This window comes from Pseudomonas coronafaciens pv. oryzae str. 1_6, assembly GCF_000156995.2.
Classification (GTDB): domain Bacteria; phylum Pseudomonadota; class Gammaproteobacteria; order Pseudomonadales; family Pseudomonadaceae; genus Aquipseudomonas; species Aquipseudomonas tremae.
Window position 1 is genome coordinate 3,543,632 of the sequence record NZ_CP046035.1, and the last position, 23,284, is coordinate 3,566,915.

General features: G+C 58.1%; 15 protein-coding genes and 1 pseudogene. 10 read left to right on the top strand and 6 right to left on the bottom strand.

The genetic code is table 11. The features are described 5' to 3' along the window. Positions 1-10 precede the first annotated feature (10 nt). Positions 11-652, bottom strand: coding sequence for a TetR/AcrR family transcriptional regulator (locus tag POR16_RS15820; protein ID WP_005897233.1), 642 nt, complete (start codon positions 650-652; stop codon positions 11-13). Positions 653-1,148: 496 nt separating this feature from the next. On the opposite strand from POR16_RS15820, the gene POR16_RS15825 reads away from it, so the two are divergent. The 7 genes and pseudogenes from POR16_RS15825 to POR16_RS15850 all read left to right on the top strand — a co-directional run bounded on the left by POR16_RS15825 (position 1,149) and on the right by POR16_RS15850 (position 10,742). Then, positions 1,149-4,019, top strand: coding sequence for a PAS domain-containing hybrid sensor histidine kinase/response regulator (locus POR16_RS15825; protein ID WP_042933089.1), 2,871 nt, complete (start codon positions 1,149-1,151; stop codon positions 4,017-4,019). A 162-nt stretch (positions 4,020-4,181) separates the two neighbouring features. Beyond that, positions 4,182-4,790, top strand: a complete 609-nt coding sequence (locus POR16_RS15830; protein ID WP_005897237.1) for a TetR/AcrR family transcriptional regulator — start codon at positions 4,182-4,184, stop codon at positions 4,788-4,790. A 541-nt stretch (positions 4,791-5,331) separates the two neighbouring features. Further along, positions 5,332-6,042 (top strand): annotated as a pseudogene (locus POR16_RS27110) (cache domain-containing protein); the annotation flags it as partial. Between the two features lie 123 nt (positions 6,043-6,165). Continuing rightward, positions 6,166-6,900, top strand: coding sequence for a methyl-accepting chemotaxis protein (locus POR16_RS27115; protein ID WP_371906419.1), 735 nt, complete (start codon positions 6,166-6,168; stop codon positions 6,898-6,900). A gap of 90 nt (positions 6,901-6,990) precedes the next feature. Next, positions 6,991-7,812 carry an aldo/keto reductase gene (locus tag POR16_RS15840; RefSeq protein WP_005897241.1) on the top strand — a complete coding sequence of 274 codons (822 nt, stop codon included), beginning with the start codon at positions 6,991-6,993 and terminating at the stop codon, positions 7,810-7,812. Positions 7,813-7,983: 171 nt separating this feature from the next. Next, the gene (locus POR16_RS15845) at positions 7,984-9,000 is read left to right on the top strand and encodes a transporter (protein ID WP_005897243.1); all 1,017 of its coding nucleotides are present in this window, start codon (positions 7,984-7,986) and stop codon (positions 8,998-9,000) included. 125 nt (positions 9,001-9,125) lie between these two features. Continuing rightward, entirely contained in the window at positions 9,126-10,742 is a 1,617-nt protein-coding gene (locus tag POR16_RS15850; protein ID WP_005897245.1) for an inorganic phosphate transporter, read from the top strand. A gap of 144 nt (positions 10,743-10,886) precedes the next feature. Here the strand turns inward: POR16_RS15850 and POR16_RS15855 are convergent, their stop codons facing one another. After that, on the bottom strand, positions 10,887-12,041 hold the full coding sequence (locus tag POR16_RS15855; protein WP_005897247.1) for an HlyD family secretion protein: 1,155 nt from the start codon (positions 12,039-12,041) through the stop codon (positions 10,887-10,889). Next, the gene (locus tag POR16_RS15860; RefSeq protein ID WP_122381240.1) at positions 12,038-13,717 is read right to left on the bottom strand and encodes an MFS transporter; all 1,680 of its coding nucleotides are present in this window, start codon (positions 13,715-13,717) and stop codon (positions 12,038-12,040) included. Before POR16_RS15860 ends, POR16_RS15855 begins: the two co-directional genes overlap by 4 nt. A 290-nt stretch (positions 13,718-14,007) precedes the next feature. On the opposite strand from POR16_RS15860, the gene POR16_RS15865 reads away from it, so the two are divergent. Further along, positions 14,008-15,105: an enoyl-CoA hydratase/isomerase family protein gene (locus POR16_RS15865; RefSeq protein WP_024668873.1), complete on the top strand. Its 1,098-nt coding sequence runs from the start codon at positions 14,008-14,010 to the stop codon at positions 15,103-15,105. Positions 15,106-15,108: 3 nt separating this feature from the next. Next, entirely contained in the window at positions 15,109-16,260 is a 1,152-nt protein-coding gene (locus POR16_RS15870) for an acyl-CoA dehydrogenase family protein (protein ID WP_005897254.1), read from the top strand. A 42-nt stretch (positions 16,261-16,302) separates the two neighbouring features. Here the strand turns inward: POR16_RS15870 and POR16_RS15875 are convergent, their stop codons facing one another. After that, positions 16,303-21,525 (bottom strand): dermonecrotic toxin domain-containing protein, encoded by a 5,223-nt coding sequence (locus POR16_RS15875; RefSeq protein WP_005897256.1) that lies wholly within the window; start codon positions 21,523-21,525, stop codon positions 16,303-16,305. 135 nt (positions 21,526-21,660) lie between these two features. Continuing rightward, positions 21,661-22,221, bottom strand: a complete 561-nt coding sequence (locus POR16_RS15880) for an NADPH-dependent FMN reductase (protein WP_005897258.1) — start codon at positions 22,219-22,221, stop codon at positions 21,661-21,663. Between the two features lie 211 nt (positions 22,222-22,432). On the opposite strand from POR16_RS15880, the gene POR16_RS15885 reads away from it, so the two are divergent. Next, complete coding sequence (locus POR16_RS15885) at positions 22,433-22,648, top strand: hypothetical protein (RefSeq protein ID WP_005897260.1); 216 nt, start codon at positions 22,433-22,435, stop codon at positions 22,646-22,648. Positions 22,649-22,716: 68 nt separating this feature from the next. Here POR16_RS15885 and POR16_RS15890 read toward each other — a convergent pair whose 3' ends face one another. Continuing rightward, a complete protein-coding gene (locus POR16_RS15890) occupies positions 22,717-23,265 on the bottom strand; it encodes a GNAT family N-acetyltransferase (RefSeq protein WP_005897261.1) in 549 nt (182 codons plus the stop codon). Between the last annotated feature and the right edge of the window lie 19 nt (positions 23,266-23,284).

Consider the following 23,284-nt stretch of genomic DNA (forward strand, 5'->3'; position numbering starts at 1 on the left):
ACCCCGCCGTTCAAAGCCCCGCCAGATCCCCAGCCAACCGCTCCAGAAACCTTGCAAACGCCTGTTCTATCTGAACGTCACCCGGCGACCTGAGCCATTGAATCTGCATACCGTCCATCATCGAAGCGATCTCGAGGCTGATCTGCTTCACATCGACGTCTGGCCGAATGTCACCTGCCTCAACCAGCGAACTCAGTTGGACCTGAAGATGATGATGAATGATCCCGGAACGTTCGCTGAACCAGCGGTGTGCCGGATGAGTGACCGAAAGACTTTCCGTGTTGATGATCATCAACGCCTGGCTGACAGCCACATCTTCGATACTGAAACCCATGACATGCTTCAGAAATGACATGAAGCCTTGCAGAGACCCGTCCTGATGGGCGTCTTGCAATCGGGAGGCAACATACTGGTCTCGATGTTCAAGAACCGCCTGCAACAGGGCAAGCTTGTTCGGGAAGTGGTGCAGCAAACCGACTTGAGAGAGACCGGCAACCTTGGCGATATTCGTCAACGAGGCGCCAGCGTATCCATCGCGAGCAAAAATGATCATCGCCGCCTGAATGATCTCGCCCTTGCGCATCTCGCCTTTGGGAAGTCGGCGGCGCCCGGCGGTCTTGGTTGCAGCGGATTCGCCGGAGTTCACAGGCATGGGGATAGCACTTTTCGCATCACGGTCTCCGCTCCTTCTTGCCCGTCATCCGAATTGAAATACTGGATCACTGACAGCCCAAGATGCTCTGCCGCACCTATTTAAAAGCGAAATCCTAGCACGCAGCCAGAAGGAAATCGGAAAATACCTGCTGACGGCCTCATGATTGCAGTCAAGCGATCCAGGCCCGGTCACGCATAACGTCGGCTGCCCTAAAGAAACATGTTCGCAAGCCGATGCTTTCAGGGTTTGAATACGTTTCAATGCCTGGCGAATGTAACGAGCTCCGGTCAATCCGAATAACTTTTCCGGATTGCCATAGCTGAATACTGTTGCGCTATATTGCGATCGCCATAAAAACGCAGATGCCGATATTTTTTGATTCCATTGCGCAACGCAGGCCGCGGAGACTCTCGAGGGCGCTGCCAAACAAGTCTTTATGTGAGCCGGAGGCACCCTGAAAGAACTGACAAGAGAAGAGCTGGAGGCGCAGGTGCTGCACCTGCGCAGTTTGCTTGAACAAGCCCGGATAGAACCCGAGCCGAATGACGTTCCAGCCGCGGTGACCAGCCGTGAAGCACGCCAGCGCGCCGTTTTTGTCAGTGCGATGGACTTTGCCATGATTCTGACCGACACGAACGGGGTCATTACTGACTGGAACCCGGGTGCCGAGCAGGTACTCGGCTGGACTGCCGAGGAAATGTCGGGACAGAGTGCCGAGCGTTTTTTTACGCCCCAGGATCGGGCCAGCGGTCAGATCGATTATGAAATGCACCTCGCCCTGCGTCAGGGTCGGGCCTCCGACGAGCGTTGGCACGTGCGCAAGGATGGTCAGTTGTTCTGGGCGTCAGGCGAGATGATGCCGTTGCGCGGAGCCAAAGGCGCTCACATCGGTTTTGTGAAAATTCTGCGCGACCGTACCGACGAGCACCTGGCGGGCCGAGCGATTGAAGAAGCTCAGGAGCGTTACCGATTAGCCGCCAAGGCAACCAACGATGCCATTTGGGACTGGGACCTGAAAGCCGATTACATTCTCTGGAATGACGCGCTGGAACAGGCTTATGGCCATCCACTTGCTACGCTGGACACCTCGAGTGACTGGTGGATCGCCCAGATCCACCCGGATGACCGTGCGCGTATCTACGCGTCCATCCATGCAGTGATTGACGGCAATGGCACCGCCTGGACTGATGAATACCGTTTTCGTCGCCTGGACGGGTCCTATGCCGATATCCTCGACCGTGGTCATGTGATCCGTGACGCAGAAGGCAGCGCTGCACGCATGATCGGCGCGATGCTAGACATGTCCCAGATGCGCAAAGCCGAGATGGCGTTGCGTCGCAGCGAAGAACGCTCAAGAACCATGCTGGAAACCATCGAAGCCGCTTTTGCCATCATCGAAGTCAGGTTCGATGCCGACGACAGCCCGGTGGACTATCGCTTCATTGAGGCCAACCCTGCCTTTGAACGCCAGGCGGGTGTGGACCTGCGTGGGAAATGGGTGACCGAGTTCGCTCCGGACCTGGAGCGTTTCTGGTTCGAAGCCTATGGTCACGTCGCGAAAACCGGAGAGCCCGCCAGCTTCGAGAACTATGCCAAGGCCTTTGAACGCTGGTTTGAAGTAAAGGCTGTACGTGTCGGTGAACCGGCTGATCGGCAAATCGCAGTCATGTTCAGTGACGTGACCGCACGCCGGGATGCCGAGGAGCGTCTGCGCACCAGCGAAGCAATCTCGCGCGAAAACGTCGAGCGTGTTCAGCTCGCGCTGGCCGCTGGAGCGATCATCGGCACCTGGCACTGGGACCTGCTCTCCGACCGTTTCGCGGTTGACGAAGCCTTCTCCAGGGCCTTTGGCCTTGAGCCAGCCCTGGGCCATGAAGGCCTGAGCCTGGAACAGGTCATTGCCACTGTTCACCCCGAAGACCGGCCAGGTCTGATCGAAGCAATCAACGCGGTCATTACTGAAGGGAGTCTTTACGCGCATCAGTACCGGGTTCGCCGTGCCGACGGCATCTACTACTGGATCGAGGCAAATGGCCGTGTCGACCGTGCCGAGGACGGCACGCCATTGAGTTTCCCAGGTGTTCTCATCAACGTCGATGAACGACGCACCGTCGCTGCAGAACGCGACCGTGCTACAGCAGCGCTGCGTTCACTCAACGACACCCTTGAACAGCGTGTCGCGGCGCGTACCACCGAACTCATGCAAGCTGAAGAAAAACTGCGTCAGTCGCAGAAAATGGAAGCCGTGGGTCAACTGACCGGCGGTCTGGCCCATGACTTCAATAATTTGCTGGCAGGCATTTCCGGCGCACTGGAATTGATGAGTACCCGGATCGAGCAAGGGCGCTGGAGCGATGTCGACAAATACATTGTCACCGCACAGGGTGCGGCAAAACGGGCGGCTGCCCTGACGCACCGGCTTCTTGCCTTCTCGCGACGCCAGACGCTGGACCCGCAACCTACCGATGTGAACCGGCTGATGAAGGGCATGACCGATCTGATCCAGCGCACGGTCGGTCCGAGCATTTTGGTCGAAACCATCGGCACGCCTGGGCTATGGCCAACATTGGTGGATGCCAGCCAACTCGAAAATGCGCTGCTGAACCTGTGCATCAATGCCCGTGATGCGATGCCGGATGGCGGGCGCATCACCATCGATGCTAGCAACCGCTGGGTGGAAGATGGCGCAACGCAGGTACACGACCTGCCTGAAGGGCAGTATCTGTCGTTGTGTGTCACCGATACCGGCACCGGCATGACCCCGGAGGTCATGGCCAAGGCATTCGACCCTTTCTTCACCACCAAGCCGATCGGTCAGGGCACGGGCCTTGGCCTGTCGATGATCTACGGGTTCGCCAATCAGTCCGGCGGTCAGGTGCGCATTCAGTCAGAAGTCGGCAAGGGAACCTCGATATTCATTTACCTGCCTCGTTACGACGGTGCTGCGGTCAGGGACGAGAGCGATGCACTCATCCCACCCGGCGAGTTCACGCAGTCCGGAGAAACGATTCTGATCGTGGATGATGAGCCGACCGTGCGCATGCTGCTTACCGACTCCCTCGGTGATCTCGGCTATACGCTGATCGAGGCAGCGGACAGCCTGGCCGGCCTTAAACTGCTGCGTTCGGACGTGCATATCGATCTGCTCATCACCGACGTGGGCCTGCCGGGAGGCATGAACGGGCGGCAGATGGCCGACGCCGGGCGAGAAGTTCGTCCACAGCTAAAAACCCTGTTCATCACCGGCTACGCAGAAAATGCGGCCATCGGTGATGAGCAACTCGGGCCGGGAATGCGGGTGCTGACCAAGCCGTTCGCCATCGATGCGCTGACCTCTCGTGTTCAGGAACTGATGAACGCCTGATTCGGTCAGGCGCTCACGCATGAGCGGTGCGAGCGCTGGCCGGACGGCGAGAAGACCCGCCTGAATCTGCCCGCGATGCACTGCATCGCGCCAATATTGAGCGCTGCGCAAACCCGGTGCTACCATGCGCGACCGCCATGCAGGCAAGGGAATAACCGGGTCATGAGCAGCATTCGCGAGCGCAACAAAGAACTTATCCTGCGCGCTGCCAGCGAGGAATTCGCCGACAAGGGCTTCGCCGCCAGCAAGACCAGCGATATCGCAGCCAGGGCCGGCGTTCCAAAACCGAATGTCTACTACTACTTCAAATCCAAGGACAACCTTTACCGCGAGGTATTGGAAAGCATCATCGCGCCCATTCTGCAAGCGTCGACGCCGTTCAACCCCGAGGGTGTTCCGGCCGAAGTGCTCAGCCGCTACATACGTTCGAAAATCCAGATTTCCCGAGACCTGCCCTTCGCTTCGAAAGTATTTGCCAGCGAAATCATGCACGGCGCCCCACATCTGACGCCGGAGCAGATCGAACAGCTCAACGGCCAGGCCCGGCATAACATCGAATGTATTCAGGCATGGATAGACCGCGGGCAGATTGCAGCGCTGGACCCTCACCACTTGATGTTTACCATCTGGGCTGCAACCCAGACATACGCCGATTTTGACTGGCAGATCGCAATGGTCACCGGCAAAACGAAACTGCAAGACGCTGATTACGAGGCCGCCACGCAGACCATTCTCAGGCTGGTGCTAAAAGGATGTGAGCCGGATCGCTGACCTGATACTCGTGCCACCGCTGATCGTTCACATCTGACTGACTATCGTGCCAATGCGCGTTGGCATGCACTTCGTGACGCTACGCGTCAAAAAGTCTGCGCCGCACCGCACAATCAAGGCCGGAAGCCGAGCAGCGACTTTCGTGCAGACACAAAAAACCCGCCGAAGCGGGTGGTTTTGCAACATGACCATTCCGACATCCTGTCAGTAGCCTCCTGGCAATGGTCGATCTTCCCTGATCACTGCGGCGTTCCTTCGCTGCAGCTGTTGAATTGGATCCTACATGGACCCGATGTCAGTCGATAGAGCCAATGGCGTCTCTTGATGTAAGCCTTTCGCCATATCTGCTTGCATTCGAGAAAAATGTGACTGACGTCTCATGTTTACCGGGCAGGCGCCGAGATGCTTGAAAGGCTCGGCTTTCGGGCTTTGCGTTACTCAGCTCGCAACAAGAAAAATAATCTTAGGGATGAAGATCATGAATATGCGCAGTGTGTCCATCAGCCGCCGCTTGTGGCTGATCCTTGTGGTTTCTGTGCTGATGTTTCTGATTCTCGCAGCCACCCTGCTCAAACAGACACATGATGACCTGTACCGCGCGAAGGCTGAAAAAACCATGCACGTGGTGCAGACAGCGAGCGGCATACTCGGTTACTACCAGGGCCTTGAAGCGGCTGGCAGCCTGACGCGTGAGGCTGCACAGCAGCAGGCGCTGAAACAGATCAAAGGGCTGCGCTACAGCCAGAGCGACTATTTCTGGATCAATGATCTGCAGCCCGTGATGATCATGCACCCCACCAACCCCAAGCTCGATGGGCAAAACCTTTCGGCCATCCGGGACCCGGATGGCTTTGCGGTGTTCAATGAAATGGTCACCCTGGTCAAAAGCCAGGGCGCCGGCATGGTCAACTATCGCTGGCCGAAACCGGGCGCCAGCGAACCGGTGAAAAAGACCTCTTATGTGCAACTGTTCCAGCCGTGGGGCTGGATTCTCGGGTCCGGCGTTTACGTGGACGACGTAGCCGCCGAGTTCGAGGCCCAGCTGCTGAGCACCGGACTATTCATTGCAGGTATCGTGCTGGTCATGGTGCTGCTGCTGACCCTGATCGTACGCAGCATCGTTCGTCCGCTGAAAGCCGCTGTGGGCGCCATGGCCGATATTGCCAGCGGTGAAAGCGACCTGACCCGCACCCTGGAAACCCACGGCAAGGACGAGATCACCGAACTGGGTACGCACTTCAACGCTTTCGTCGCCAAACTGCGCAACGTTGTCAGCCTGCTGCAGAACTCTTCGATGGCTCTGGGCATTGCTGCCAGCGAGTCGGGCAGCAATGCCGAGCAGGCGCAGAACCGCAGCCTGCAGCAATCGCAGCAGATGGACCTGGTGGCAACTGCTGTCAATGAAGTGACCTATGGCGTCCAGGACGTTGCCAAGAACGCCGAGCATGCGGCCAGCGAAATGCGCGACGCCGAATCGCGGGCGCAGCAGGGGCAGATCAACATCGACAACAGCCTGCGTCAGATCGAGCACCTCTCCGGCACTATCGGTCAGGCCGTTGACGTGATGCACAACCTGTCGAGCGAAAGCACAAAGATCGGCAGCGTACTGGAGGTAATCAGTTCGATTGCCGATCAGACCAACCTGCTTGCGCTGAACGCCGCCATCGAAGCAGCACGCGCAGGTGAACAGGGCCGCGGCTTTGCCGTGGTAGCCGATGAGGTGCGCCTGCTGGCCCAGCGCACCCAGAAATCCACCGCAGAAATCCAGGCCATAATCGAACGCCTGCAAACGTATTCCGATGCCGCCGTCAAGGTGATCGGCGATAGCAGTCGCTCCTCGCAACTGACCATCGAACAGGCTAATCAGGCCGGTCAGAGCCTGACCTCCATAAGCCAGGCCCTGCGCAACCTAAACAGCCTGAATGCGTCCATCGCCAGTGCCACACTGCAACAAACGCACGTGGTGGACGACATCAACCAAAACGTCACGCAGGCGGCGCAGCTATCCCAGAGCACTGCAATGGCTGCCGAGCAGTCCACCTCGGCCAGCCAGCATCTGCGAGAGTTGAGTGAAGAATTGAGCGCGCTGCTGAAACAGTTCAAGGTTTAAATCTTCATCAGGCGGTGGCGCACGGAACCTCATGCGTGATGTGTTGCCTGAGACCTGCTTACTTTACAGCTCACTTATAGCGGGGGTCACATGCGCACACTGGAATTGGCAGGCAGTACCGTACCAGTGCTGGGTCAGGGCACTTGGCACATGGGTGAAAAAGGCCATCTGCGCTCGGCAGAAATAGCCGGGCTGTGCCTGGGCATCGAACAGGGCCTGACCCTGATCGACACTGCCGAGATGTATGCCGATGGCGCGGCGGAAGAAATCGTCGGGCAAGCCATTGCCGGACAGCGCGACAAGGTTTTCGTGGTCAGCAAGGTGTACCCGCACAATGCCAGCCGCAGCGGCATTCCGGCCGCGTGCGAAGCCAGCCTGCGTCGGATGAATACCGACTACATCGACCTTTATCTGCTGCATTGGCGGGGCCAGTACCCGCTGACCGAGACAGTCGAAGCTTTCGAGCGTCTGCGTGAAGCCGGCAAGATCGGCGCGTGGGGGGTGTCCAATTTCGATGTGCCGGACATGATCGAATTGAACAACCCGCGCTGTGCGACCAATCAGGTGCTGTACAACCCTGAGCAACGCGGCATTGAGTTTGATCTCATGCTGTGGAGTGCGGATCGTCACTTGCCGTTGATGGCGTACTGCCCGATCGGCCAGGCTGGCGACCTGCTTTATCACCCTGCCCTGCATGAAATCGCCAAACGCCATGAAGCAACTCCGGCGCAGATCTCGCTGGCATGGGTGCTTCGTCAGGAGAACCTGATTGCCATTCCCAAAGCGACCAATCCGGAGCATATCCGGCTGAACATCGCAGCCGAGCAGATCCGTTTGACGGAACGGGATTTGGCAGACATTGATCTGGCCTGGCCCGCCCCAACCCGGAAAGTGCCTCTGGCGATGGTTTGATGCCCAAGCAACAGCGGCAAAAAACCGGTCGGCTGAATGAGTGCTGAACGCGACCGGCGATGGGCTTGATAAAGAAACACTCGGCAACAAGCTGTCACAAATATGAAATAACGCCTTGTCATCATGCGGCCTTCGCCTCCCCCGCCCGGGCCAGGCCGCATGTGGACAGCCATGAACCACAGTATCGTAAACCATCAGGATTCCGACCTTTTCGGCCTGCTCTACGGCTTCCGTTTTCGCCACGGCGAAAGCGGTCAGGAGATAGACTCGGCTGCAGCGCTGGATTACCTGCAAAATCCGCCTGATGAAAACGACTTCATCTGGTTGCACCTGAACCTGTCGCATGCGGCCTGCGAGCGCTGGATGAAAACCACGCTCGACCTTCCGGAAGAGTTTTTCGAAGCCCTGCACGAAGGTTCCCGCTCGACCCGCATCGAACACGTCGACGCCACGCTGCTGGCGGTAGTCAACGACGTGGTGTTCGATTTCAACAGGCTGTCGACTGACATCTCGACTTTATGGGTGTGTGCGCGCCAGCGTTTGCTGATCACCGCACGGCTGCAACCGCTGCGCTCGGTGGACAAACTGCGTTCGGCGGTCAAGCGTGGCGAGCAATTCGATTCACCTCTGGAGCTGTTGGCTCACCTGCTCAGCGATCAGGGTGAAGTACTCACTCAGTTCCTGCGCAAGACCAGCGTCAATGTTGACCGTATCGAAGATCAGTTGCTGTCACAGCGGCTGAGTAACAACCGCTCCGAACTCGGCGCCATGCGCCGGGTGCTGGTGCGCCTGCAACGCCTGCTGGCACTCGAACCAGGCTCGCTGATGCGCCTGCTGCATCGCCCGCCGCAATGGCTGCGCGAGCAGGATGCGCAAGCTTTGCGCCAGTCCATAGAAGAATCGTCACTGGTGATCAACGACCTCACGGCGCTGGGCGAACGCATCAAGCTGCTGCAGGAAGAAATTGCTGCCAACCTCAATGAACAAAGCAGCCGAACCCTGTTTACCCTGACCGTGGTAACGGTGCTGGCGCTGCCGATCAACATCGTCGCAGGCTTCTTTGGCATGAACGTGGGCGGCGTGCCGCTGGCTTCCGACCCGGAGGGTTTCTGGATTTTGGTGGCGCTGGTGGCAACCTTTACGTTGGTCGCAGGGCGCTGGGCGTTTCGCAAACGCGGCGACTACTGAATATGCATCTCGACCCGCCGGTTGTCAGAAAACCGGCGCAAAAGCGCAATCAATTGTTACATGTCTCACCGCTGTCACATTTTGCAATGACCATGTCAATATTCTTTCAATCCAGGATTGTGAACATGGCTACAAACGCAATGTCACCCGACGCTCTCGGCAAGGCGAGCCTGTCAGCGAGTCAATTCGGTCGCAAGCCCAGCCGAATGACCATTATTCTTTTTTTCACGATACTCATCGCAGGCTTGCTGTTCACTGGCTACAGCCTCAAACAGGACGTCGACGACATGGGTACGGTGGTTACCACCTGGACCCCTTTCGTACTGTTGGGCGTAGCGTTGTTGATCGCGCTGGGGTTCGAGTTCGTCAACGGCTTTCATGACACCGCCAACGCGGTCGCGACGGTGATCTACACCCACTCCCTGCCGCCCGGCTTTGCAGTGGTCTGGTCGGGGTTCTTCAATTTTCTCGGTGTGATGGTTTCCAGCGGCGCAGTGGCATTCGGCATCATCGCCTTGCTGCCGGTAGAACTGATCCTGCAAACCGGTTCCTCGGCCGGTTTCGCCATGATATTCGCCCTGCTGATTGCTGCAATCATCTGGAACCTGGGCACATGGTGGCTGGGTTTGCCGGCATCTTCGTCGCACACCTTGATTGGCTCGATCATCGGCGTCGGTGTTGCCAACGCGCTGATGCACGGCCGTGACGGCACAAGCGGCGTGGATTGGTCCCAAGCCACTAAAATCGGTTATTCACTGCTGCTCTCGCCGCTGGTCGGGTTCGGCTGTGCTGCATTGCTGCTGATCGCCATGCGCATGTTCATCAAGAACCGTGCGCTGTACAAGGCACCGGAAGGTAACGCGCCACCACCTTTGTGGATTCGCGCGATGCTCATCGTTACCTGCACCGGCGTGTCGTTCGCGCATGGCTCCAACGACGGGCAGAAAGGCATGGGCTTGATCATGCTGATTCTGGTCGGAACCCTGCCAATGGCTTACGCGCTGAACCGCACCATGCCTGCCGAACAGGCTACCCAGTTCGCTGCAGTGGCTGAAGTAACCCAGCAGGCGTTGATCCGCAGTGTGCCTCAACCGGCCCCTGGCGATGCACGCAAGACCCTGTCGGATTACCTGGTCAGCAAGGAAGCCAGCCCGGACCTGATCCCCGCGCTGGCGGTCATGGCTGGCAAGATCGGCGATCAGGTCGCCAGTTACGGTTCGCTGTCGAAGGTGCCTGCCGAAGCCGTGACCAACGTGCGTAACGACATGTACCTGACATCGGAAACCATCCGCGTCATGGAAAAAAACCAGGTAGGCAATTTCGACGCAGAGACCAAAACCAAACTCGAAGCCTTCAAGGGGCAGATCGACAGTGCCACACGCTTCATTCCGACCTGGGTCAAGATTGTCGTGGCCATCGCCTTGGGGCTGGGCACTATGGTGGGCTGGAAGCGTATTGTCGTGACAGTCGGCGAGCGTATCGGCAAGACTCACATGACCTACGCCCAAGGCGCGTCAGCTGAGGTCGTGGCCATGTTCACCATCGGTGCGGCGGATATGTACGGCTTGCCGGTGTCCACCACACACGTGCTGTCCTCGGGCGTGGCGGGTTCGATGGTTGCCAACGGCTCGGGGCTGCAGATGCGCACCCTGCGCAACCTGGCGACCGCCTGGGTGCTGACCCTGCCAGCAGCCATTTTGCTCTCGGGCTCTCTGTACTGGGTGTTCAGCAAGCTGTTCTGACGCTCTTGGCTCTGCGCTTTTGTAAGCAAGCTCCCGCAACTGCGATTCATCAGCGATCGCCAAGCCATGAGTAACCGGCGTTTGCGGGAGCGAGCTTGCTCGCTAAATCTGTTTCCCGGCCACACCCCCCGCAACTGCTGTGCCTCAATGATCCCGAGTCTCATCCCCCTCGGCGCTGGTATCGATACTCACGACCACTGACATGCCCGGACGCAGATGCTCAAGCATCGGTTGATCGGCATCGACCACGATACGCACCGGAATGCGCTGGGAAATCTTCACGAAGTTGCCGGTCGCGTTATCGGCAGGCAGCAAGCTGAATTCCGAACCTGCGGCAGGCGAAATTCGCTGCACATGACCGTGCATTTCGCGATCGTCGAGCGCATCGACAGTAAAGCTCACTGGCTGACCGAGACGCACATGAGCCATTTGGGTCTCTTTCATGTTGGCCACGATCCAGCGCTGCTCGGGCACCAGCGCCATTAATTGCGCACCCGAGTTGACGTAGGCACCAAGACGCACGCCGATCTGCCCCAACTGCCCGTCACGCGGGGCAACAATACGGGTGTTGTCCAGATCGATGCGCGCCAGCTCGATGGCGGCTTGCGCATTGGCAACCGAGGCTTCCAGCGAGCCACGGTTGACGATCACGGTTTGCAGGTCTTCGCGGGCTATCTGCAATACCGCCTTGGCTTCTGCAACAGCGGCGTTGGCCTGGGCGTCGGCAGCGCGGGTAACGTCCAGCTCGCTTTTCGACACCGAACCATCGGTCACCAGCGCCTGATTGCGACGCAGATCGGCAGCACTCTTGCGACTCTGCGCAATGCTGTTCTGCAGCTCGGCCTGACGCTGACCGATCGTGGCTTCGGCACTGCGACGCTGTTGCAGGTTGTTGGCCAGCGAAGCCTTCTGCATCGCCAGTTGCGCAACGGCTTGCTCCAGACGCTGACGATAGATACGGTCATCAAGGCGCACCAACAGGTCGCCCGCCTTGACGAACTGAAAGTCCTGCACCGCCACTTCGTACACATAGCCGCTCAACTGTGGCCCGATCAACGTGGTCTGGCCTTTCACCTGCGCGTTCTCGGTACTTTCTATGGGGCTGCCGAACGGCGGCAATTCCCAGGCATACAACACCACCAGCACACCGACCAACGCCACAGCACCGAAAATCAATGAAGAGACGATACGCTTGCGGGTCGGGCGCGGTCGGCTGGTGATCGGGGACTTCAACGGTGCCGGGGCCGGTGACGGCGAACTGCGTGGGGCTTCGTTATCGGTGGTGGTTGATTCGGTCATGAAGGTCTAACGCCGGAAGAAGGTACGGAAGGCGAAGCGGCAGGTGCAACAGGGGCCAGCGCCAGAGGTTGGGTGGTCATTTTCAGCCACAGCATGCGCAGCGATATCCAGATCATGGTCAGCACGGCAATCAGTGCGATCAGCATGAATACATCGTTGTAGGCCAGCACATTGGCTTCTCGTGTCGCCGCAGTGGCCATCGCGCGGATGCCCTGGATGTTGCGCAATGAAGGGTCGGCGATGACCGAGCTGTAACTGGCGCTATAGCCTAGCAGCCGCGCCTGAACCAGCGGGTCGATCAGGGTCAGATGTTCAACGATATGGCTGGAGTGAAACTTCTCGCGCACCACCTGAAAGGTCCCCAGGGCGGCAGCTCCGATCAGGCCACCGATGTTCTGGGTTATCCCGAACAGCACGGAGAAACTTACCATGTTGCGCGGGTTGGCCAGCACACCGCTGATACCCAGCACCAGCGTGGGGCCGAGAAAGAACGTGCCACCGAAGGCCAGCAGAAACTGGCTCAGGTACATGTTCGACTGACGCGTCAGGTTGGTCGAATGACTGTCCATCCAGGCGCCCATCGCCATCATCGCCAAAGAAATCAGCAACGGCTTGATCAAATGCGCGGGGTTGATCGTCAGCGCGCTGACCGCCAGCCCGGCCACACTGCCCAGCAGCATCACCAGATACAAGGTATGCAGCTGCTGACTGCCCATGTTCAGTGCCTGGAGAAAACCGACAGCGCCGACGGACTGTTCGGACAGCACGACGCGAAACAGAATGACGGCCAGGCCGAGACGCAAAATCGCACCACTGCCCAGCCATCGAGTAATCAACAGCGGATTGCAGCGGTTGTGCTCAATGGCCAGGCCCGCGCAGATCAGCGCAATCGACGCTGCAGAAGCAACGCCTATCCAGGGCTCCTCCAGCCACCATTCGATCCGCCCCAGCGACAAGACCGCGCACAGCAGCGCAAAGCCGGTGGACAATAGGCCGAACGTCAGGAAATCCAGCTTCTCAAAGGCCTTGAAACGATCGCCGGGTGGCAATTTGAGCATCAGTACGCAGCCCAGCGAGAGCAGTGCCATGCCCAGTTCGAACAGGTAGAGGCCGCGCCACTGAGCAATCTGCAGCAAATCTTCGGACACCAGCCTGGCCAGTGGCGTGGCCAGCTGGGCAGTGCCAATCCCTAGCACCAGCGCCTTGAGCCGCCACTTCTGCGGGAAGGCCTGAATCATGTAATACAGCCCGAGTGTGCTGAGCGCAGCGCCGACCATACCGTGTGCCGCACGCACGGCAATTGCCGAGTCGATATCGTTGACGAACAGGTGCGCCAGGGTCACTAGCGCATAAAGCACCAGAAACAACTCGGTAAACGCCCGCAGGCCAAATTGCTGGCGAAATTTCACCAACAGCAGGTTCATCGACACGTTGGTCATGATGTAGGCCGCGGGCAGCCAGGCGATGTCCTGCGACGTTGCGCCGAGGGCACCCTGCAGATAAGGCAGGTTGGCGATCACCAGCGCGTTGCCGAGGCCACCGGTCAGCGCGATGATGACGCCTACAAGCGCAAATGCCCAGCGGCGGGCATCGGAATGCAGCGGCGTCGAAGGCGAGCCCGGCATGGTCGGGCGTTCGTGCGCGGCCCAATCACGCGGAGCATACTTGTCAGTCATGGCAGAGACCGGGCATGAAACATACTTTTCATAAGCGCTACTTTTTTATGGCCGCTGCGTGAGGAATTCTTTTGTGTGACATTAACGACAGCCACAATACTCAAGAAGCCGAGCATGTTTCGTCCGGTCTGTCCCATAACATAGTGTTCAAGGGCCGGAAGACGCTTGAATGAGGGGTATTTGAAACTTCAGGCTATGCTTAAACGCAGTTTTGCTTTGCACATTTGCACTGATAGGATCTTCTGCGACGCTCTAACAAGAAGAAAGCGCAGTAGAACAAGGAGTTCAGAATGAGTTCACAGGTTTCCCACATCCACCCGGTCAGGCCGCCTGCCAGCCGCAATGCGATTGTTGTCAACGTGCGTAACCACATCGGCCACTTGACCCTCAATCGTCCGGAGGGCCTGAACGCAATCGATCTGGACATGGTCCGCACCCTCAAGCGTCAACTGGACAACTGGGCTGATGACGACTCCGTTCATGCCGTGGTCCTGCGCGGCGCCGGCGAGAAAGCGTTCTGTGCCGGGGGCGACATCCGCTCCCTCTATGAAAGCCACCAGAGCGGTCAGGATCTGCACTACACCTTTTTCGCCGAAGAATACGAGCTCGATCTAACCATTCACCGCTACCGCAAGCCTGTGCTGGCCCTCATGGACGGTCTGGTACTGGGCGGCGGCATGGGGCTGGTTCAGGGGGCCGACCTGCGCGTAGTGACCGAGCGTACCCGGCTTGGCATGCCGGAAGTCGGTATCGGTTACTTTCCGGACGTGGGAGGCAGCTACTTTCTGTCGCGGCTGCCTGGCGAAATCGGCACCTGGCTGGGCGTCACCGGATCGCAGATAGGCGCTGCCGACGCGCTCTACTGCGGCCTTGCAAACTGGTCGATGAACAGCGCAATGCTGCCGCGCCTCGACCATATGCTCGACCACCTGAAATGGAAATCGACCCCGCTCAAGGACCTGCAGGGTGCGCTGGCGAAGCTGGCCACCCAGCGCCTGCCCTCCCCACCTCTGGAGGCATTGCGCCCGGCCATCGATTACTTTTTTGGCCGTCAGGACATCCCCGGCATCATCGAACAGTTACAGGAAGTGGCAATCGCCGACACCCGCCAATGGGCGCTGGAGACGGCAAGCCGCATGCAACAGCACTCGCCGCTGGCCATGGCCGTGACACTGGAAATGCTGCGCCGCGGCCGTCACCTGTCATTGCAGACCTGCTTTGCAATGGAGCTTCACCTGGACCGGCAATGGTTCGAACGTGGCGACCTGATCGAAGGCATACGCGCGCTGATCATTGATAAAGACAAGAAACCGCAATGGAAACACAGCAGCGTGCAGGATATCAGTGCCGGGCATGTGCAGAGTTTCTTCAGCGGCTTGGAGAACTGAGTCATGCATGATCTTGAATTGAGTGAAGAGCAGGTGATGATCCGCGACATGGCGCGAGACTTTGCCCGTAATGAAATCGCCCCCTACGCCCAGGCCTGGGAAAAAGCTGGCTGGATCGACGATGCGCTGGTCGCCAGACTCGGTGAGCTGGGCTTGCTGGGTATGGTGGTGCCTGAGCAATGGGGCGGCACTTACGTCGACTATGTCGCGTATGCACTGGCGGTCGAGGAGATCTCCGCTGCCGACGCAGCCACCGGTACGCTGATGAGTGTGCATAGTTCGGTGGGCTGCGGGCCGGTCCTCAACTTCGGGACCGATGAGCAGAAACACACTTGGCTGGAAAAGCTCGCCACTGGTCGCGTGATCGGCTGTTTCTGCCTGACCGAACCGCACGCCGGCTCTGAAGCGCACAACCTGCGCACCCGCGCAGAATTGCAGGGCGACGAGTGGGTCATCAATGGTGCCAAGCAGTTCGTCAGCAACGGCAAGCGCGCCGAGCTGGCCATCGTGTTCGCTGTGACCGACCCGGAGCTTGGCAAGAAAGGCCTGTCCGCGTTCTTGGTGCCGACGATAAACCCGGGCTTTGTGGTAGACCGAAGCGAGCACAAGATGGGGATACGGGCCTCCGACACTTGTGCAGTCACGCTGAGTGACTGCCGCATTCCTGCCGCCAACCTGCTGGGCGAGCGCGGTAAGGGCCTGGCGATTGCCCTGTCAAACCTGGAGGGCGGCCGGATCGGAATCGCAGCACAGGCCCTCGGGATAGCTCGCGCCGCCTTCGAAGCCGCACTGGCATACGCCCGCGAACGCGTGCAGTTCGACAAGCCCATCATCGAGCACCAGAGCATCGCTAATTTGCTGGCCGATATGCACACCCGGATCAACGCCGCCCGCCTGCTCACCCTGCACGCCGCACGTTTGCGCAGCGCCGGGCAGCCATGCCTGTCGGAAGCGTCTCAGGCCAAGCTGTTCGCATCAGAAATGGCCGAGTGGGTATGCTCCAAGGCAATCCAGATTCATGGCGGGTACGGCTATCTCGAAGATTACCCCGTCGAGCGCTATTACCGTGACGCCCGCATTACCCAGATATACGAAGGTTCCAGTGAGATCCAGCGCCTGCTGATAGCGCGCGAACTGCGCCATTATCTGGTCTGACAGTGCAAGTGCCCCGGCGCCACACGTCGCCGGGGTTTGCAGTCAGCGTCTCACGAACCGCTCGCGCCCCAGCAGTGTCACCAGCAGCGCGACTGAATCAGCATTTTTAAGCATGATATCGACACGCTTGTGAACATTTTCGTAAAACACGTCACGGGCCTCGTCGAGTGTACGCTTGCCGCTAACCCGCAGAATCGTCTGCTTTTCATTACCATCCGCTCGTTTCAGGTCACGCCAAGTGTCTTCATCCAGCTGCCGGAATAGCTTGTCGCGGTCAGTCAGGTAAGACAGGGTTCTCTGTTGCTGAAATATCAGTTCGTTCTTGATGCGCATCCGATAAGTCGACGTATCCTCGATAAGGTCTACGAACGGTGCCTGAGAATCGACATAAGCGATATCGTCCGTCTTGAGCACCATATGAGACAACTCGTGAATCAGGATAGCCGCTCGATAATGCGGGCCATGCTTGAACTCGCCCGAGCGAATGGCGCTGAGTTTGAAGCGGTAAGTAGGCAGGCGAAAGAACTGTTCAGTGAGAAAAACCCGTTTCCACGGATCAGCTTCAAAGATAAATGCACTGGAGGCCTCATTACCTGCCCGGTTGAAGCCCACCACGTAGCGTGAGGAATCGATGGGCGACAGCGAAGGGGTCATCAACTCCTGATAAATGTCGGTCACCGCTTTTCGGGTGACCTCATACAGTCGATCATCCGGTTTTTTTTGCCCAAAGAACTCAGCGAGTATCTTTTCCGCACGGGGTTCGACCTCCACTTCGGGCAACGGCCTTGTCAGGTTGGCCAGGCAGTTTTCCAGATAGCACTGTGCCTGCGCATGTGCGTCCTCGATGGACTGGGCCATCTCGCGGTATGAACGTCGTATCTCGGGCATACCGCGAGCACTGACAACAATTATCTCGTTGACCAGATCGTCTACCAGGCTGCCTTCCATGTGGGTCAGTGCACCACCCCCACCCTTCAAGCCACCCTGGATATCAAGCGTCCATTGCTGATCCTTGTCGAGACTGACCGGAGGTCCGACTCTTTCCCTCGAAACGATGAACCAGCCGTCCCCATCAAAGCGTAATTCGTAAGTCTTGCCACCAATGGCGGCATACGTGCTGCCAGTGACCGGGTCGCGGTAGGTGTTCAACAGCTCGTCTTTTTGCAGGGTATTCAAAGCAATGTCATGGATTTCGAACTGGCGCAGGCGCTCCCGTATCTGTTGCGTCAAAGAGCTATTGCTCCAGGAAAACTCGGGCACGTCAGCCGCATCATCAGGTTGCACAAGCGGGTCAGAAAAAGCTGCGTCCTCCAACCAATAGCCAGCCTCGTCAACTGCTCGCGAAGGAATGATCGAGGAGGCCTGTCCAGACGAGATCATTACACTGAGTGCGGCCATGAATTCCGACAACGCCTTGCCCCAACGCTGGTCTCCGGCAGAGATGACCGACAGATTCAACAGCGCTTGCCCCTGGACAATGCCAATCAAGGTACCCAGACGCCCTGGCATCAGCGCCATGACTTGCTCGGCACCCAAAGTGAACAGGTATCTGGAAGCAGCACTGCGATGTTCGGCATTGGTAATGCTGCTCTGTTTCACCTGCAGCTTCAGGATATTCAGAGCGCCCTCAAACATCAGCAGCAGACAGTTACCGCCATACGGGTCGATCTGCAGGGTCACCGGTGCTGGTGTTTCAAAAGGCAGATCAAAAGAGGACTCTGCGCTGAACGGCAGGTGCGGTTCCACAAAGCCGCCGTTGTCGTAGAGCTTGCGCAGGCCGGGATCAACACGATCCAGAATGTAGGTCTGAAGACTTGCGGACGTGTGAATGTCATGCAGAAGCGCAGACTGGTCCGGGTATTCCTTGAAGGCGAACGCATCATGCAACGGAGCATAAAGCACCCACGGTCCCGGCTGGCTGTCCAACGGGCCCATCAAGTAGGTGTTGAGTACCACAGTCGGCTCCCAGCCTTCCTTGGCCGGCAGCAACTTCAAGGCACTCAGCACCATTTTGCATCCATCCACCGGAAGTCTTGCGATGGCATCAGGCATGCCCAGTACGTTTTCGATCAATCGATAGGCCTGCCCGGACAGCTCGCCCTTCAGCTTGAGCGCAAACGCTCGAAGGATATCGAGCGAAGGGACCTGCTCGACAAACAGCTTGCGGCGCTCGAGGTAGTCCGCAGAGGTGACTGTCAGCAGCGACTCCAGCATCGCCCGGTAGCCTGCGGCGATGTCCAGCGACGTCACCAGTTCGCGCACATACACTGGCGTCAGCGACGCATTCAGCGGCTTATGATCCCGCGACGAGAGCAGAATGACCCCGTCCTGCCTCGCCAGAAAACGGTTGATAGCAAACTCTACGAGGTTCTCGCTTACTGCTTGCGTGGCCGCCGGTATCGCCTGAGGTATCTGCCCCGGCGCGACCGGGACCGGAACGTAGTGCGTCAGCGTGGCCAGGATGTTCTCTGGGTCAGGGCGAGGTTCGGTGAAATCGGTGTTGAACCTTAGCGTCAGTTGCTTGCAGGAGTATTCATAAAGGCTGGGGACATCAAACAGAAAGTCCTTCTGTGCAGCACAGGTCACATAGAAACGCTGCAGGGCATGGACCAGCGTGATCTGATCGGCCTTCGATGCGTCGCTGATCCACGTAGGCACGATCGCTCTGTAGATGATGAATTGTATGGCAACGCCCAGATAACCGAGGATCTGGCGATTTCGATCATCCCGTTCAGCCGCTCCCAACAGGTTGACGAAAAGCTCTGACGGCACGCGCCATGCAATAGCCTGCCGATACAATTCCGCCACTGTACGTCGTTGGCGCTCTATTTCATCGCGTTGCAAGGCCTGGATAAAATGCCCTTCGATGCCGCGCAATATGACTTTGAGATCGAGAGTGCCGGTTCTGGCACGGTAGGCGAGCAGTGTCTGCCTGTCCGGCTCGGCAAGCACGCCTGACATGTGCGAGACCAGCCCACTGCGGATCAGCAGCGCAGCGACATATTCGTCCAGCGCCTGCCGGGTTGCGAAGCTCACGAGCCCCCTGTTCATTACCCACAGAGCTGGTTGGCTGTGAGCACGCCGGTCATTGATCACGAATGCATTGGGTATCTTGATAGCGGGTGAATCAGGGTCATATCGAACCGAGACGGCAAACGCATCGACACACGCCTCGCCCAGTGTTTCCCTCAGAGCAGGCAGAGGCCTGTCCAATACTTGCAAGACGTTTTCGATAACCAGTGCCGGAAGCTTGGCGGTGCGCTTTTCAGCAAGCATTTCCAGGCGCAGCGAGTATTCCCGCACCAGCCCGGTTATTACGCCGGGGGCCAGCCTGGTATCCAGGTGACGAATAGAACGGGAATAGAATTCGCTTATCTGCTTCTCGAAGCGCCGCGCAAACTCCATCTGCACGCAGACCAGTATCTGTTCGATCAACCCCGATGACATACGTTGCACGGGCAGATCCAGAACCGGCGTTCCCAGACCGGCAAGGACCAAGCCGCCCGACAGCGACGTCTGTGCATGACCACAGACGAGGTCCAGAGCCAAAGAAAGCAAGCGCACAGGCCGTGCGCCTTCATCATCAGGCACGACCCAGAGCGCCCATGCATCCAAATGCGGCCCGCCAATCACTGCCAGGTAGCGGTTCAGTGCAAGACGCATGCAACCGTCAACGCCGGCATGCAGTGCATCGACACGCTCAAGCATCGCATCAAGCTTCCTCAGTTTGTCGATCCAGTTAGAGGAAGGCTCGATAATTAGGTCTGGTTGCGCATTGCTACCCTGAACCGAGGCTCCCCAGGTCAGTCGCTCCGAGCGCCAGCGTCCAGAGTCGTGCAGGCGAAACAATCGGCTGTCCAGAAGGCCACGGATGTCTAGCGCATCATCAATCCGGAACGTCATTTTTTCGTCCTGAATGGCTGGCAGTGCCAGCGCATAACGCAGATTGCGTTTCTGCAAGGCGATGACGGACTCGACGAAGTCACTGAAAAACTCCGATGTGAGCGTGTCCTGACGCAGCTCCAGATGTCCTTGCATCTGGATGGCGGCGTGATCATTCAATGACGAATAAAACAGCAGCCCGGCACGTGAACGATCGCTCAGGATTTGCTCGATCGCTTTGTCCGAATCGGTGACGCGCAGAAATCCCGGCTGCGAAGAGTAGAGGTATGTTCCCGCCGACTCATCCCCCGGAAACTCGATCAGGACCACACCGACCAGCTTGACCGGTTCCTGTCCGGGGACGAAAACGGACAATCTCCGGACCATGATGGATTGCGGATCGAATGCGTCGGGACACGAAGGCAGCAAGGTGAGCAATAGTTGATACTCTGCCTCCGGCATCTTTCCGGATACCCGGCTCGACAGCAGATGCTGACGAAAGCTTTCTGCCAGTACGTGAGTGGCAAAGTCCTTCGCCGTCCGGCCGTCGGCCCCTGGAAACGCCCAATAGTCAGACAGCAATTGCTCGTACGCAGTACCGACTCCCGAAGCAGTGTCGGACAGCGCCTGCTCGAAAAGGCCTGACCGGGCCTGAGATAAGGTCAACCCCTGCGCATCCAGAAACCGCCGTGCCAGACCTGCCGGAAGCGGCCCGCTGATGACCGTCTGCACAGCGGCATCGGCCAGGTACTGGGTGCCCGCGATTGCAGGCGGCCCCGGATTGGCAACAGGCTCGGTTTCCAGAATCTGCACAATCTGACTGAAGACCTCGATACCATCTCCCTGCCCTTCTGCCGACAACAGCGTCTGCAAGGCCTTGCCTGAAGCCGCCCGCAAGTCCGGCAACTCCTCCAGCCGTGTCCACAGTTCGTCCAGGTAGTGGACCTGCTGGCCTAGAACCGCCACCGTACACGCGTCGAACAGCGGACCGTCGACACGTTCGACTTCGACAATCGACGAGGCGCTGACCTCGTAAAACCTTTGTTGCAAAGCGTCAAGTAACGTCGTGCGGCTCGCGAATCGCTCTATGCCGAAGGCCAGCGTACTCAGAAAAACAGCCGTATCACTGTTATCGGAATCACTGATGAGCAACGCTCCAGCCAGTTCGGCGTTGCCAGCCAGGCCATTGCTCAACACCAGCCTGTCGGCTCTGGGAAGGTTCGTATCGGTATCCGTATCTGAGTCAGCGTCGCTGGCAACCAGCAACAGCAACCACTGCGCCTCTTCGCGGTTAATCAGGGCTTTGCCAGCGGCATAGTGGATGTCCTGCACGAATTGTTCGCGCAGGGACTCGCTGGAAAAATAGGGGACTGCTGCTGGCATGTACTGCTTCCTTTGGATAAAGCCTCATCGCGCACTGCGCTGAGCACGTGGCGGAGGAAAAGGAAGCAGCTTATTGAAGCAGGCCGAAGCGTCTGCGTTACATAACGCAATTTTATCCGCAGGCCTGCGCCCGGATCAGGCCTTGTTGTGTTTTTCTACCCAGCTTGCGAAAGCATCAATGAATGTCTGCAAAAAGGGTCGGGTTTTCTCGGACAGCACGCCAGCCTCATCGAAAAAGCTTCCGGCGCCGCCCAGATAGGCTTCAGGCTGTTGCAGACAGAACACATCGAGAAACACCAGCGACTGACGCAAGTGATGGTTGGCGCCGAAACCGCCGACAGCCCCTGGAGAAGCGCTGATTACCGCGCCGGGCTTGCCACTGAACGCGCTCTTGCCGTAAGGCCGCGAGCCCACGTCGATAGCGTTCTTCAGGGCCCCAGGCACCGAACGGTTGTACTCGGGTGTAACAAACAATACGCCGTGGGCGGCGCCGAGTTGTTCGCGAAAGGCGCTGTACGCAGGTGGCGGCGTCGCGCCATCAATGTCTTCGTTGTACAGCGGCAGATCGCCGATCTCGACAATCTTCAGTTGCAGATTCGCAGGTGCCAGCTCTGCCAGAGCAAGGGCAATCTTGCGGTTGATGGAGTCTTTTCGCAGACTGCCGACCAATACGGCAATGGTATGAACCTGGCTCATGAAAATATCCGTCATCAAGTGGGAGGTGGGTTAGGTATAGAATGAAAGCGAGTTTTAGACGACCCTGGCGCTGCGCAATTCCCCGGCACCGTCAAACAGCCCGGATTATTTTTTCCAGGCGGGCAAACTCCCCTATAGATCAGTGGTCTACAAGCCTCGATGGTTTTTTTCAAACCAGCAGTTATATTCAGTTTCAGAGGTTACAAAGCAAATGGCTTCAGTTCTCGTCGGACAATTTCATGCCAGAGACGCCGAAGGTCGCGTGTACCCGGTGCATGAGTTCCAAGAATCGCAGCCTGATGAGGCGCAAGGCGGTCAGCCGGTCATCACTTATCGATTGGCAATCGGCGACCGGGTCAGACATCTTGGCGGGGATAATTTCGAACTCGTTCAGTCTGGTGTACAGATGACTCGCACATCCAGCTGAAGCAGCAATCGACTCCCGCTTGAACGATCGATGCGAGCGGGAAGTTGCCGGGTGAACAGTTGCCGGGTTTAAAAAACCAGATACCAGAAGATCGCCGTCTCGCGAGTGTTCGGATCAATGCCTCTGTAGCGCATGTGATCGACACCACCCACCACATAGCCGCACCGCTCGTATAGCCTGCAGGCGCCGAGGTTGTTGTTCTGGGTTTCCAGAACGATGCCAGGCAATTCGCGCTTCATAGCCCAGAATCTCGCAGCCTCGAGCAATGACCGGGCAACACCGTGACGGCGTGCTGCATCATCGACGGCCAGCTCATCGATGTAGGCAAAACCGCTCCAGTGAGTACTCATCACGATGTGACCCACTGGCTGATCATCCAGCCACGCGACCATTACCGAGCTTGAGGCCGCGTCACGATGATCGGCGAATTCCTGAGAGTCGATACCGTAGTTCTTGCTGTAAGGCTCGACCAGCTCGACCTGCCAGGAGTCAACACGCTCACCGATGCGCGGCTGGGCATAACCCAGCACTGTGAAGGTGAAATCGCTATTTAGGATGTAGTCCTCGAAGCACTCGTCTGCGACACGAATGCTCAAGACAGGGTTTGCCACGGTCATGTCACCCTAAGCCGATTGC

Bases quoted from the DNA above. Each gene is read 5' to 3' on its own strand.
- POR16_RS15820 (WP_005897233.1), bottom strand. From the start codon at position 652: ATGCCTGTGAACTCCGGCGAATCCGCTGCAACCAAGACCGCCGGGCGC.
- POR16_RS15830 (WP_005897237.1), top strand. From the start codon at position 4,182: ATGAGCAGCATTCGCGAGCGCAACAAAGAACTTATCCTGCGCGCTGCC.
- POR16_RS27115 (WP_371906419.1), top strand. From the start codon at position 6,166: ATGGACCTGGTGGCAACTGCTGTCAATGAAGTGACCTATGGCGTCCAG.
- POR16_RS15840 (WP_005897241.1), top strand. From the start codon at position 6,991: ATGCGCACACTGGAATTGGCAGGCAGTACCGTACCAGTGCTGGGTCAG.
- POR16_RS15845 (WP_005897243.1), top strand. From the start codon at position 7,984: ATGAACCACAGTATCGTAAACCATCAGGATTCCGACCTTTTCGGCCTG.
- POR16_RS15850 (WP_005897245.1), top strand. From the start codon at position 9,126: ATGGCTACAAACGCAATGTCACCCGACGCTCTCGGCAAGGCGAGCCTG.
- POR16_RS15855 (WP_005897247.1), bottom strand. From the start codon at position 12,041: ATGACCGAATCAACCACCACCGATAACGAAGCCCCACGCAGTTCGCCG.
- POR16_RS15860 (WP_122381240.1), bottom strand. From the start codon at position 13,717: ATGACTGACAAGTATGCTCCGCGTGATTGGGCCGCGCACGAACGCCCG.
- POR16_RS15865 (WP_024668873.1), top strand. From the start codon at position 14,008: ATGAGTTCACAGGTTTCCCACATCCACCCGGTCAGGCCGCCTGCCAGC.
- POR16_RS15870 (WP_005897254.1), top strand. From the start codon at position 15,109: ATGCATGATCTTGAATTGAGTGAAGAGCAGGTGATGATCCGCGACATG.
- POR16_RS15875 (WP_005897256.1), bottom strand. From the start codon at position 21,525: ATGCCAGCAGCAGTCCCCTATTTTTCCAGCGAGTCCCTGCGCGAACAA.
- POR16_RS15880 (WP_005897258.1), bottom strand. From the start codon at position 22,221: ATGAGCCAGGTTCATACCATTGCCGTATTGGTCGGCAGTCTGCGAAAA.
- POR16_RS15885 (WP_005897260.1), top strand. From the start codon at position 22,433: ATGGCTTCAGTTCTCGTCGGACAATTTCATGCCAGAGACGCCGAAGGT.
- POR16_RS15890 (WP_005897261.1), bottom strand. From the start codon at position 23,265: ATGACCGTGGCAAACCCTGTCTTGAGCATTCGTGTCGCAGACGAGTGC.